A 13,253-nucleotide genomic window follows, 5' to 3' on the forward strand; every position below is an offset into this window, starting at 1 on the left:
GGGGCTTCGCCCTGGCCTTCGGCCACCCCAGGCCCGGGCCTGCCTCCGGACCAGCCTGCCCTACCGCCTCAAGCGCCTCCCCCACACACCACGGGGCGGCCGGGCGGGAGCTTTGCTTCGTTCGGCTGGTGTTGGCGGGCGGGGGCTCCAAGGGCGTGGGACCGGGGGGCCGGGGCGAATTGCAGCCCCGCCGGCGTTCGAGGCGGATCCGGTGCGGGGCGCCGTGGGCGTGGGTGCCGGCTTCGGGATCGGGATCGGGATCGGGAGCGCCGCGGAGCGGTGGGCTTCCGGGGCTGGTGGGGCTGGTGGGGCGGCACGGGGTGGTGGGGCGGAGCCCCAGCAGGCCGGGGGGTCGGGTGGCGCGGTACCTTCGGGCCTGGCAAGGCGAGCGGCAGGCAGCGGCAGGAGGCGACGGCGTGACCGGACGAGCGACGGCGGCCCAGGGCGGCGTGGACCCCTTCGGTACCGCGCGGCTGCGGCGAGGGGTACTCGACGCGTGGGGCGCGAGCCCCGCCCGGTTCCGTGAGGACGCGAACGCCGAGGAGGACCTCGCGCTGGGCGGCTACCGCGACCGTCTCGTGGTCGAGCTGGCGCAGAACGCGGCGGACGCGGCGGCCCGGGGCGGCGTCGACGGGCGGTTGCGGCTCACGCTCCGGGGCGGGCTGCTGGCCGCCGCCAACACCGGCGCGCCGTTGGACGCCACGGGAGTGGAGTCGCTCAGCACGCTGCGCGCCTCCGCCAAGCGCGGCAGCACCGACGGCGGCAGCGTCGGCCGCTTCGGCGTCGGCTTCGCCGCCGTCCTCGCGGTCAGTGACGAGCCCGCCATCCTCGGCCGGCACGGCGGCGTCCGGTGGTCCCTGGCCGAGGCCCGCGAGTTGGCCCAGCAGGCCACCACGGGCAGCCCCGGCCTCGGCGACGAACTGCGCCGCCGCGACGGCCACGTGCCGTTGCTGCGGCTGCCGCTGCCCGCCGAGGGCACGGCCCCCGAGGGGTACGACACCGTGGTCGTCCTCCCGCTGCGCGACGGCGGGGCCGAGGACCTGGTCGCCCGGCTGCTCGCCGGCATCGACGACGCCCTCCTGCTCACCCTGCCCGGCCTGCGCGAGGTGGTCGTCGAGAGCCCGGAGGGCGTCCGCACCCTGACCCGGCGCACCGACGGCCCGTACACGGTCGTCGACGACAGCGCGAAGGGACCCACCCGCTGGCGGACCGTCCGCCGCTCCGGGCCCATCGAGCCCGGGCTGCTGGCCGACCGCCCCGTCGAGGAGCGGCTGCGCCCGCACTGGACCGTGTCCTGGGCCGTCCCGGCCGACGCCGAGGGCGCCCCGGTACGCCCCGACACCGCGCCGGTGGTGCACGCCCCGACCCCGACCGACGAGCCGCTGGGCATCCCGGCCCTGCTCATCGCCTCGCTCCCGCTGGACACCGCCCGCCGCCACCCCGCGCCCGGCCCGCTGACCGACTTCCTGGTCCAGCGCGCGGCCGACGCGTACGCCGAGCTCCTCGCGGACTGGCAGCCGGTGACGACCGCTCTGGTGGACCTGGTGCCCGGCCCGCTCGGCAAGGGCGAGCTCGACGGCGCCCTGCGCGCCGCCGTGCTGGAGCGGCTGCCGCGCACCGCGTTCCTCGCCCCGGCCGTGCCCTCCGAGGAACTGACCGCGCTGCGCCCGTTCGAGGCGGAGGTGGTCGAGGGCGCGGGCGCCGACACGGTGCGCGTGCTCGCCGAGGTGCTGCCCACCCTGCTGCCCGCCGGACTGGAACGGCGCACCGAGCTGCGCGCCCTGGGCGTGGGCCGGCTGCCGCTGGGGGACGCCATCGAGCGGATCGGGGGCATCGAGCGGCCCCCGCACTGGTGGTACCGGCTGTACGACACCCTGGCCGGGGTGGACCCGGACCGGCTGTCCGGGCTGCCCGTGCCGCTGGCCGCGGGGCCGGCCAAGGAGGTCGGCTGGGAGCCCGCTCCCCACCCCGAGGAGGAGGGCGGAGCCGTCGAGGGCGCCGTGCCCACCACGATCGGCCCGCGCCACGTCCTGCTGCCCGGACCCGACACGCCCGCCGGGCTGACCCGCCTCGGCCTCAAGGTCGCCCACCCCGACGCCGCGCACCCGCTGCTGGAGAAGCTGGGCGCGCTGCCCGCCTCCCCGCGCGCGGTGCTGACCACGCCCCAGGTGCGGGCCGCGGTGGCCGCGTCGTTGGACGCGGAGGACATCTGGGACGAGGACGCGCTGGAGCCGGAGGAGCTCGCCGAGGTCGTGCTCGGCCTGGTCCGGGACGCCGGTCTGGAGCCGGGCGACGAGCCCTGGCTGGGCGCCCTCGCGCTGCCCGACGAGGACGGCGAGCCGGCCCCGGCGGCCGAACTCGTGCTGCCGGGCTCGCCGTTCGCCGCCGTCATGCGCGAGGGTGAACTGGGGATGGTCGACGCCGAGTTGGCCGAGCGGTGGGGTGCGCAGCCGCTCGTCGCCTGCGGCGTGCTCGCCAACTTCCAATTGGTGCGCGCCACCGACGTGGTCCTCGACCCGGACGAACTGGAGCCGCGCGAGGGTGATTTCCCCGAGCCGGACGACGCCGGTCTGCTCGACCTGGTCGACGTGTGGTGCGAGGACCTGCTCGACCAGCTGCCCGACACGCCCGTGCCGCCGGTGGCCACCGAGATCGTGGCCGTCCGGGACCTCGACCTGGTCGACGACGACGCCTGGCCGCAGGCCCTGGCCCTGCTCGCGCAGCCGCCGCTGCGGGACGCGCTGACCCAGCCGGTACGGGTGCTGCTCCCGGACGGCACCACGCAGTCCGTACGCCCGTACACCGCGTGGTGGCTGCGCGACCACCCGGTGCTCGACGGCCGCCGTCCGGCCGGACTGCGGGCGGCCGGCGGGGACCCGCTCCTGGAGGGGCTGTACACCTCCGCCGCGGTCACCGGCTTCGAGGACGAGCAGGTGCTGCGGGCGCTGGGCGTGCGGACGTCGGTGGCGGCCCTGCTCGACGAGCCGGGCGGCGCGGCCGAACTGCTGGGCCGGCTCGTCGAGCCCGAGCGGGAGGTGTCGGCCCGTCAGCTGCACGCGCTGTACGGGGCGCTGGCCGACCTCGACCCCGAGCAGGTGACCCTGCCGGAGGAGCTGCGCGCGGTGGTCGACGGGGAGCTGCGGGTCGTGGACGCGGCCGACGCGGTGGTGGCCGACGCGCCCGACCTGCTGCCGCTCTCGGGCGGCCTGCCGCTGCTGCCGGTGGCCCCCGCGCGGGCGGCTGATCTGGCGGAGCTGTTCCAGGTGCGGCGGCTGTCGGAGATCCTGAGCGCGGAGCCGGCCGGTGGCGGTGAGGAGCGGCGGGTGCCGGAGGCGGTGCGGGTGCTGCTGGGCGCGGCGACCCCGGACTCGTACGTCGAGCACGAGGAGCTGGTCGCGGACGGCGTCGAGCTCGACTGGCGGCGCACCCCGGACGGCGTGCTGCACGCGGCGACGCTGGAGGGCGTGGCGGCGGGGCTGGCCTGGGCGGCGGGCCAGTGGCCGCGCCGCTTCGAGGTGGCCGCGCTGCTGGAGGACCCGTCCCGGACCGAGGAACTGGCCCGGGACCGCTGGTTCGACTGACGGTGCGGGGCCGGCCCCGGCCACCGTCTCACGAGGGCCGGTCGGCCGTCTTACGAGGCCCAGTCGGCCGTCTCACGAGGGCCGGCCGGCCCGTGGTGTGTGGGGAAGCCTCTTGAGGCGTCATGGCAGGCTGGTCCGGAGGCAGGCCCGGGCCTGGGGTGGCCGTAGGCCAGGGGCGGAGCCCCTTGCCCCAGGGGTGGGCCTGCCGCAGGGCCTGCAGGCCATGACGGGTCAAGAGGCGAGGGGACCCACACACCACGGGACGGCCCCACGAAGCGAGCCCACCCCGACACCGCTCGCCTCCGCAGCCCCGCGTCGGACCACCACCGGTAGCCCCCCGACGCGCCCGCCCCCGACGCCCCGGCCCCCCCCGCCACCCCCGACTCACCGCACGTCGACGTTGTCCACGCTCGAGTAGCAGGACGCCGACGCCGAGGTGCCGGCGTACCTGAGCCGGTAGCCGCCGTCCACGGTGGCCTTCGCGGTCACCTTCACCGCGCCCTTGCCGTCCGTCGTGCCCGAGCCGAGCACGGTCCACGTCGTCGATCCGGCCTTGCGGAACTGCAGTTCCACCTTCTGCCCCGTGAGCGCGGTGGAGGCCCCGTACTCCCACGCCGAGCCGGTGAGCTTGCCGGTCACGGTCACGGTCGCCCCCGGGTCCACCGGCTCGGGCGCCGCGTCCACCGTCAGGGCGGAGGACCTCTTGACGGCACCCGTGCCCGGGACCGGCCCGCTGAAGAAGCTCGTGCCGCCCTCGGCGAACGCCCAGGCGGCCGCCGACCAGGTGCCGGCCAGCTTGTTCAGCCCGATCCGGTCCCGCCCGCTGACGGGGATCGCGGCCACGCAGTCGTACGTGCTGCTCGCCGGGCGCTTCACGCAGTCGGCGGGGGCGGACTCGTTCAGGATGCCGTCGGGGGAGTCGTAGGAGCCGTGGTAGAGGTACACGCCGGCCGCGGAGATGCCCGACGGTTCGGTGGCGGTGAAGGTGGCCGTGACGGCGCCCTGCCCGGTCAGGCGGGGCACGAACGTCTTGCCCTCGTTGACCACGACGGTGCCGACGGAGGTGGCGCCGGCCTTGAGCGCGTTCTCGGCGGCGGGGCCGCCGAAGGCGCGCAGCACGGTCTGCGTGACGGCGCCGCCCGCGCTGTCCGTGCCGCTGACGCGCAGGGCCACGAACGCGGCGTCGGCCGGGACCGTGACCGTGTACGTGCCGGGGGCGCCGGCGGCGGAGGCCGCGACCCACGTGGCGCCGTCGTCCTTGGAGTACTCGACCTTGGTCGGGGTGGCGGTCGTGCCCGCCACCCGCGGCACCAGGACCGCCTTGACCTGGACCGGGCCGGCGGCGGCCCGGTTGCGGGCGTCCAGCCCGCCGACCGTCAGCTGCGGGTCGACCACCGGCAGCTGCCCGGTGCCGGCCCCACCGCCCGGCAGGGCGCTGCGCGGGAAGCTCCAGTCGGTGGAGACCCGCGAGGACAGCCGGCTCTGCGCGCCGGCGCGCAGGACGGTGTGGTTGATCTTGAAGGTCGTGTACGAGGCGGCCGCGTCCACGGTGTACGTGTCGTACGGCGAGAGCACCGACGACGCGCCGAGCACCGTCGCGCCGCTGGTCACCCGGTACGTCGTGCGCGACTCGTTGTCGCGCCCCTCGTGTCCGTAGGCGTCGGAGAGCGAGGACGACTCGTTGAGCGAGAAGGTGCCGTCCGCGTACCCGGAGGCGGTGAACTGCGAGGCCCGGTTCGTGAAGGGAGCGCGGCCCACGTACTCGGTGGCGGCCGCGTCGCCCGCGGGGAGTTCGAGGTGCGGCAGGTCGAAGGAGTGCGGCCCGTACTCCAGGTAGCGCTCGAAGCGGGCGCCCGGCGTGAGGTAGTGGGTGTACGAGACGGCCAGCGGCACGGCGGTGTCGACGTAGGTGCCGCTCTGGCTGCCGTCCTCGGTGGAGGCCGTGGCCCACAGGGTGGCGCTGGTACCGGCGCCCTGGGCGCGCACGGAGGTGTGCTGCACGGCCAGGCCGGCGGTGGAGACGGCGACGACGGGGGAGGCCGGGCTGCCGTCGTGGAACTGGTGCAGGAGGTCGTACCGGTAGGGGCTGGGGCGGTTCTGGCCCGCGCCCTTCTTCTGCAGCACCTGGTGCAGGTTGAGGGTCAGGCCGGGCAGTGCGATCGGGGCCGCGGAGAGCTGCTTGCCCCAGCCGACCTGGAAGGCGGCGGGCTGTCCGTCGGGCAGCGTGTACCAGGCGTCGGTCACGACCGGTCCGGCACCGGGGTCGTCGACGGTGATGCCGGCCGGCTTGGCGAGGTCGGCGTCGAGCGTGACGGTGGTCGCGGCCGAGGCGACCTTGAACGTCTTGGGGACGAAGCCGGTCCTGACGGTCCAGTCGGTGTAGTTGGCGATGGTGAGGTAGTCGCCGGCCGGCAGGGCGACGGTCCCGGAGTCGGCGCCGTCCGCCACCGGGACGTCGTACTCCTTCCACGTGGTGCGGTCCCACACGTGGATCTCGGACTGCGTGCCCGCGGCGTGCAGCAGTTGGACCTTCACCGCGTACGTGGGGGCCGCCCCGGCCGGCTGCGCGCCGAGGCCCGCGCCCGCGGCCAGCAGCGCGAGCGCCCCGGCCACCGCCGCGGCCGACCGCCCTCCCCGGCCCCCGTGTCTTCTGTTGCGTGTGTCGGTTCCGGCCATGGTGGCGTGCCCCCTACCTCTCGATGCGGCGCGCACAGCGTAGGGCGCGGGCCGATCGATGGGGAGGCGGGGTCCGGATCCGTTACCAGCCCGGGAACTTGTACCGGTGCCGGCCGGTCAGGCGGGGAACCGGCGGTCCACCCAGCGGAAGGTGAACTCGACCGCGGCGGCGCCCGCCGCGGCGACGGCGACGGCGGTCCAGGGCATGGTCGTGCCCACCAGCTTCAGCTGGAAGAAGTCCTGGAGCCACGGCACGACCAGCACGACCAGGAAGGCCCCGCCCATCGAGGCGACCAGGGCCACCCGCCACCACGTGTAGGGGCGGGCGATGATCGCCAGCACCCACATCGACACCAGGAACAGCGTCAGCGTCGCCGCACTGGTCTCGGCGTCCAGGGCGCCGGGGCCGCTGTAGTGGTGGCGGGCCAGCAGGTACGTGACGAACGTGGCCACCGCCGCGATGACGCCGCCCGGGATCGCGTACCGCATCACGCGCCGGACGAAGTGCGGCCGGGCCCGCTCCTTGTTGGGGGCCAGGGCGAGGAAGAAGGCCGGCACGCCGATGGTCAGGGTGGACAGCAGGGTCAGGTGCCGGGGCAGGAACGGGTACTCCACCTGCCAGCACACCACCAGGAGGGCCAGCAGCACCGAGTAGACCGTCTTGACGAGGAACAGGGTCGCCACCCGCGTGATGTTCCCGATCACCCGGCGGCCCTCGGCGACGACCGAGGGCAGGGTCGAGAAGCTGTTGTTCAGCAGCACGATCTGCGCGACCGCCCGGGTGGCCTCCGACCCGGAGCCCATCGAGACGCCGATGTCGGCGTCCTTGAGGGCCAGCACGTCGTTGACGCCGTCGCCGGTCATGGCGACGGTGTGGCCGCGGGACTGGAGGGCGCCGACCATGTCCCGCTTCTGCTGCGGGGTGACCCGGCCGAAGACGGCGTTCTTGTCGAGCTCCTGGGCCATCTCGGCCTGCTCGGCGGGCAGCGCGCGGGCGTCGACGGTGTTCTCGGCGCCGGGCAGGCCGAGCTTGGCGGCCACCGCCGAGACGGAGATCGCGTTGTCGCCGGAGATGACCTTGGCGTGCACGTTCTGCTCGTCGAAGTACCGCAGGGTGTCCGCGGCGTCCGGCCGCAGCCGCTGCTCCAGGACGATCAGGGCGGTGGGCTTGGCCCCGCCGGCCACCTGCGGGTCGTCCAGCTCGCGCGCGGACCGGGCCAGCAGCAGGACCCGCAGGCCCTCCTCGTTGAGCGCGGTGACCTCCTCCAGGGCCGGGTCGCCGGGCGGCAGCAGCACGTCGGGCGCGCCCAGCAGCCAGGTGGACGTCTCGCCGTCGCCCTCGCTGAAGCTCGCGCCGCTGTACTTGCGGGCGGAGGAGAAGGGCAGGGACTCGGTGCAGCGCCAGTCCTCCTCGTCCGGGTAGGCGTCGATGACGGCCTGCAGGCTGGCGTTGGGGCGCGGGTCGGACTCGCCGAGCGCGCCGAGGACCTTGTGCACGTACCCCGGGTCCGCCCCGCCCAGGGTGCGCAGCTCGGTGACGTCCATGCCGCCCTCGGTGAGGGTGCCGGTCTTGTCGAGGCAGACCACGTCCACCCGGGCCAGGCCCTCGATGGCGGGCAGTTCCTGGACCAGGCACTGCTTGCGGCCCAGCCGGACGACGCCGATGGCGAAGGCCACGGAGGTCAGCAGCACCAGGCCTTCGGGGATCATCGGGACGATGCCGCCGACGGTGCGGGCGATGGCGTCGTCGAGGTCGTTCCCCTTGACCACGAGCTGGCTGATGATCAGACCGATCGAGGTCGGGATCATCATCCAGGTGACGTACTTGAGGATGGTGGAGATGCCGGAGCGCAGCTCGGAGTGGACGAGGGTGAAGCGGGAGGCCTCCTCGGCGAGCTGGGCGGCGTAGGCCTCGCGGCCGACCTTGGTGGCGGTGAACGCGCCGCCGCCGGCGACCACGAACGAGCCGGACATGACCTGGTCGCCGGGCTTCTTCAGGACCGGGTCGGCCTCGCCGGTGAGCAGGGACTCGTCGATCTCCAGGCCGTCGGCCTCGCCGACCACGCCGTCGACGACGACCTTGTCGCCGGGGCCGAGTTCGATGACGTCGTCCAGGACGATCTCGGAGGTGGAGATCTCGGCGGCCCGGCCGTCGCGCCGGACGGTGGGTTTGGCCTCGCCGATGACCGCGAGACCGTCCAGGGTCTTCTTGGCGCGCAGTTCCTGGACGATGCCGATGCCGGTGTTGGCGATGATCACGAAGCCGAAGAGGCTGTCCTGGATCGGTGCCACGAACAGCATGATCAGCCACAGCACGCCGATGATCGCGTTGAAGCGGGTGAAGACGTTGCCCCGGACGATGTCGGTCGTGGAGCGGCTGCTGCGGACGGGTACGTCGTTGACGGCGCCGCGGGCGATGCGCTCGGCGACGGCGGCCGCGGTCAGGCCGCCCGCCCGGAACAGGGGGGCGGGGGGTGCGACGGGGTGGACGGGGTCGAGTTCGGCGCCCGCGTCGATCGCGGCACCGGCGTCGATCGCGGCGCCGGCGTGGGCACCGGCGCTGCTGCCGCCGCCGCTTCCGCCGCCCGGCTCGGGTCCTTCGGCGTCGATCTTCGACCGCTGCGTCATGGTTTCGACGGTACGGGCGGTCGGCGCCCTTCACCCCCCGAGCGGTGTGAAGATCAGACCTCGGTATGACCCGAATCGTCCTGTGGGCCTGCTCCCGGGCCGGCCGGCCCCGCGGCCGCTCCGCCCGCGGCCGCTCCGTCCGCCGCCACTCCGCCCGCCGCTCCGTCCGTCGCCGCTTCGGCCGCGTGCCGCTTGAGGGCCGCGTCGCGGGCCCGTACGTACTTGATGCCGATCAGGCCCAGCGCGCCGCCGGCCGCACAGGTCCACACCCACCACAGCAGGTCGCGGTCGGCGAACCAGCCGTAGAAGGGGAGCTGCACCAGGAACATGGCGAACCAGAGGATCGTGCCGCCCGTGATGGTGGCGGCCACCGGCCCTTCGAGGGGCTCGGGTGCTTCGTGCTTGGGGGTCCACTTCGCCATGGACAGCAGTCTAGAAGGGCGTACCAAGGGTCTACGCGCGGAGATGGACGCCCCTTCGTTCATGTGTTCATACTGAAACGGTTTGCCCGTGGCGGGTTCACTTCGTAGCAACCGCCAAGGTCGCAGCGCGGCGACCGACCGTACGGGACCATCCCGCTCCACTCCCGAGGACCGCATGACGACGTCGGCCCCCACCGTGGCCCCCGCCTCCACGCCTTCCCCGCAGGGCACCGGGTCCGCCCTGGACCGCTACTTCCGGATCTCGGAGCGCGGTTCGACCGTGGCCCGCGAGGTCCGCGGTGGCTTCGCCACCTTCTTCGCGATGGCGTACATCATCGTGCTGAACCCGATCATCCTGGGCAGCGCGAAGGACATGTACGGGCACCAGCTCGACGGCGGCCAGCTGGTCACCGCCACCGTGCTGACCGCGGCCCTGACCACCCTCCTCATGGGCGTCATCGGCAACGTGCCCATCGCGCTGGCGGCCGGCCTCGGCGTGAACACCGTCGTGGCCCTCCAGCTGGCCCCGCGCATGAGCTGGCCCGACGCCATGGGCATGGTGGTCCTGGCCGGCGTCGTGGTGATGCTGCTGGTGGCCACCGGCCTGCGCGAGCGGGTCATGAACGCCGTGCCGCTCGGCCTGCGCAAGGGCATCGCGATCGGCATCGGCCTGTTCATCATGCTGATCGGCCTGGTGGACTCCGGCTTCGTCTCCCGCATCCCGGACGCCGCCCACACCACCGTCCCGCTGCAGCTCGGCGGCAACGGCCACCTGCTCGGCTGGCCGGTGCTCGTCTTCGTCGCCGGCGTGCTGCTGACCCTCGCGCTGCTCATCCGCAAGGTACCGGGCGCGATCCTCATCTCGATCGTCGTGATGACGGTGGCCGCCGTGGCGATCCAGCTGGTCGCCGACCTGCCGGGCCAGGCCTGGGGCCTGACCGTCCCGCAGTGGCCGGGCAACCCGGTGGCCGCTCCCGACTTCGGCCTGGTCGGCCAGGTCAGCCTGTTCGGCGGGTTCTCGAAGGTCGGCCTGCTGACGGGCCTGCTCTTCGTCTTCACCGTCCTGCTGTCCTGCTTCTTCGACGCGATGGGCACGATCCTCGGCGTCGCGGACGAGGCGAAGCTGAACGACGCCGAGGGCAACCTGCCGGGCATCAACAAGGTGCTGATCGTGGACGGCCTCGCGGTCGCCGCCGGCGGCGCGACCTCCTCCTCCGCGAACACCTGCTTCGTCGAGTCCACGGCCGGCGTCGGCGAGGGCGCCCGCACGGGCCTCGCCAGCGTGGTCACCGGCGCGCTCTTCGCCGTGGCCCTCTTCCTGACGCCGCTGGCCACCATGGTCCCGTCGCAGGCGGCCACCCCCGCGCTGGTCGCGGTGGGCTTCCTGATCCTCGCGGGCTCGGTGAAGGACATCGACTGGAGCGACTTCACCATCGCGGTGCCGGCGTTCCTGGCGATGCTGATGATGCCGTTCACGTACTCGATCACCAACGGCATCGGCATCGGCTTCATCGCCTTCACCGTGCTGCGGCTGGCCGCCGGCCGGGGCCGCGAGGTCCCGGCGGCGATGTACGTCGTGTCGGCGGTGTTCGTCTTCTACTACGCGATGCCGGCCCTCGGCCTCACGTGAGCCCGTCGCTACGGGCTCACGTCGGCCGCCCCGGCGTCACGTGAGCCCGTAGAACTTCTCCGTCTCGTCGACGCACGCCTTGAAGCGCTCGTCGAAGTCGTCGCGAACGAGCGTCCGGACCACGTAGTCCTGGACGCTCATTCCGCGTTTCGCGGCATGGTCCCGGAGTCGGGCCAGCAGCTCCCCGTCTATGCGCATGCTGAGCACGTGTGTCCCCATGGGCTCAGGGTCGGGGCGGACGGCGTGTACGCGTGTCACTTTCGGGAGCGGGCTCACCCGTATGAGTGATGATCGGGTGTCGGATGTGTGGTGCGGCACGGTGGGCGCAATCCATTGTTCCTTAGTCAGGCTAATGAGCTATGCTAAGGAACATGCTCGACCTCTCCCATGGCGACGACGCTGCCGCCGTGAACGATCTGCGCTCCGCCGTCATGCGGCTGGGCCGGCGCCTGAAGCACCAGCGCGTCGACGAATCGCTCAGCCCCACCGAAATGTCGGTGCTCGGCACACTCGCCCGCTGCGGCTCGGCCACCCCCGGTGAGCTGGCCCGCCGCGAGCACGTCCAGCCGCCGTCGATGACCCGCATCGTCGCGCTGCTGGAGGCCAAGGGACTGGTCCGGCTGGAACCGCACCCGGACGACCGCCGCCAGAAGGTGGTCAGCCAGACCGAGGTGGCCGAGGCGATGCTCGAGGAGAGCCGCCGAAAGCGCAACGCCTTCCTGGCCCGGCTCGCGGCCGAGCTCGACGAGGACGAATGGGCCAAGCTCCGCGCGGCCGCACCCGTTCTCGAGAAGCTCGCCCACCTGTAGGAACGAGCCCAGGAGGCGAAGCCCCTTGAGTACGGGAACCGGAGCAGACTCCGCCCCCGGACCGAATCGAACCACTACCCCCACCCCCTCCCCGCCGGCGCGCAAGAACACCATGTTCAGCTCGCTGCGCATCCGGAACTACCGGCTCTTCGCGACCGGCCAGGTCGTGTCGAACACCGGCACCTGGATGCAGCGCATCGCCCAGGACTGGCTGGTCCTCTCCCTGACGGGATCGGCCTCCGCGGTCGGCATCACGATCGCCCTGCAGTTCCTGCCGATGCTCCTCTTCGGCCTCTACGGCGGCGTCCTCGCCGACCGGCTGCCGAAGCGGCCCCTGCTTGTGGCCACCAACACCGCCCTGGGCCTGACCGGTCTCGCGCTCGGCGCGCTGACCGTCACCGGACACGTGCAGGTCTGGCACGTGTACCTCGCCGCCTTCCTGGCGGGACTGATCACGGTCGTCGACAACCCGGCGCGCCAGACCTTCGTCGCCGAGATGGTCGGCAAGCGGCAGCTGGCCAACGCCGTCAGCCTCAACTCCGCGAACTTCCAGTCCGCGCGGCTGGTGGGCCCCGCCGTCGCCGGCGTGCTGATCTCCGCCGTCGGGTCCGGGTGGGCCTTCCTGCTGAACGGGCTGTCCTTCGCGGCCCCGATCGCCGGCCTGCTGCTCATGCGCACCCGCGAGCTGCACCCGGTCGAGCGGCAGCCGCGGGCCAAGGGCCAGCTGCGCGAGGGCCTGCACTACGTCGCCGGCCGCCCGGAGCTGATCTGGCCGATCGTCCTGATCGGGTTCGTCGGCACCTTCGGGTTCAACTTCCCGATCTGGCTGTCGGCCTTCACCGACGACGTCTTCCAGGGCCAGGCGGGCCTGTACGGCCTGCTCAACACGCTCATCGCGGCGGGCTCGCTGGCCGGCGCCCTGCTCGCGGCCCGGCGCGGCCTCGCGCGGCTGCGGCTGCTGGTGGTGTCGGCGGTGCTGTTCGGCGCCGTGCTGACGGCGACCGCCTTCGCGCCGGGCTTCTGGCTCTTCGCCGCGCTGCTCGTGCCGATCGGCGCGTTCGGGCTCACGGTCAACGTCACCGCGAACTCCAGCGTGCAGATGGCCACCGACCCCGAGATGCGGGGACGGGTCATGGCCCTGTTCATGATGGTCTTCACCGGCGGTACGCCGCTGGGCGCGCCGCTGCTGGGCTGGGTCACCGACACGTACGGCGCCCGGATCGGCATGGCGGCGGGCGGCCTGGTGTCGCTGGCCGCGGCGGTCGGCGTCGGCCTGGTGATGGCCCGGGTGGGCCGGCTGAAGCTGCGGCTGGACCTGCGGCCGGGGCGGCCCCACGTGACGTTCGTGCCGCGGGAGGGGTTGGCTGCGGCGGCGTAGGGGACGGGGTGGGCGCTGGCTCGCTTCGGGGGCGGGGGCTTCGGCTGGCTGGGTGGCTTCGGGGGTGGGTCCCGTGGTGTGTGGGTCCCCTCGGCGCTTGACAGGGGCGGCCTGCAGGCCCTGCGGCAG

At 73.7% G+C, this 13,253-nt stretch carries 8 protein-coding genes; 4 read left to right on the top strand and 4 right to left on the bottom strand.

Annotation, left to right across the window (positions count from 1 at the left end):
- Positions 1–416 precede the first annotated feature (416 nt).
- Positions 417–3,581, top strand: a complete 3,165-nt coding sequence (locus ACIQCH_RS37685; protein WP_402588761.1) for a sacsin N-terminal ATP-binding-like domain-containing protein — start codon at positions 417–419, stop codon at positions 3,579–3,581.
- Between the two features lie 384 nt (positions 3,582–3,965).
- On the opposite strand, the gene ACIQCH_RS37690 is transcribed toward ACIQCH_RS37685, so the two are convergent.
- The 3 genes from ACIQCH_RS37690 to ACIQCH_RS37700 form a co-directional block, all read right to left on the bottom strand.
- Complete coding sequence (locus ACIQCH_RS37690) at positions 3,966–6,194, bottom strand: hypothetical protein (RefSeq protein ID WP_402588762.1); 2,229 nt, start codon at positions 6,192–6,194, stop codon at positions 3,966–3,968.
- Between the two features lie 180 nt (positions 6,195–6,374).
- Complete coding sequence (locus tag ACIQCH_RS37695; protein WP_402588763.1) at positions 6,375–8,885, bottom strand: HAD-IC family P-type ATPase; 2,511 nt, start codon at positions 8,883–8,885, stop codon at positions 6,375–6,377.
- A 53-nt stretch (positions 8,886–8,938) separates the two neighbouring features.
- Entirely contained in the window at positions 8,939–9,307 is a 369-nt protein-coding gene (locus ACIQCH_RS37700; RefSeq protein WP_402588765.1) for a DUF2530 domain-containing protein, read from the bottom strand.
- Positions 9,308–9,482: 175 nt separating this feature from the next.
- On the opposite strand from ACIQCH_RS37700, the gene ACIQCH_RS37705 reads away from it, so the two are divergent.
- Entirely contained in the window at positions 9,483–10,937 is a 1,455-nt protein-coding gene (locus ACIQCH_RS37705; RefSeq protein WP_030208109.1) for an NCS2 family permease, read from the top strand.
- Between the two features lie 36 nt (positions 10,938–10,973).
- Here the strand turns inward: ACIQCH_RS37705 and ACIQCH_RS37710 are convergent, their stop codons facing one another.
- The gene (locus ACIQCH_RS37710; protein ID WP_030208107.1) at positions 10,974–11,156 is read right to left on the bottom strand and encodes a hypothetical protein; all 183 of its coding nucleotides are present in this window, start codon (positions 11,154–11,156) and stop codon (positions 10,974–10,976) included.
- Between the two features lie 152 nt (positions 11,157–11,308).
- On the opposite strand from ACIQCH_RS37710, the gene ACIQCH_RS37715 reads away from it, so the two are divergent.
- Positions 11,309–11,746, top strand: coding sequence for a MarR family winged helix-turn-helix transcriptional regulator (locus tag ACIQCH_RS37715; protein ID WP_030208105.1), 438 nt, complete (start codon positions 11,309–11,311; stop codon positions 11,744–11,746).
- A gap of 25 nt (positions 11,747–11,771) precedes the next feature.
- Positions 11,772–13,124 carry an MFS transporter gene (locus ACIQCH_RS37720; RefSeq protein WP_402588768.1) on the top strand — a complete coding sequence of 451 codons (1,353 nt, stop codon included), beginning with the start codon at positions 11,772–11,774 and terminating at the stop codon, positions 13,122–13,124.
- The last annotated feature ends 129 nt before the right edge of the window (positions 13,125–13,253 follow it).

This window comes from Streptomyces sp. NPDC093225 (genome assembly GCF_044753805.1).
Lineage (GTDB): Bacteria > Actinomycetota > Actinomycetes > Streptomycetales > Streptomycetaceae > Streptomyces.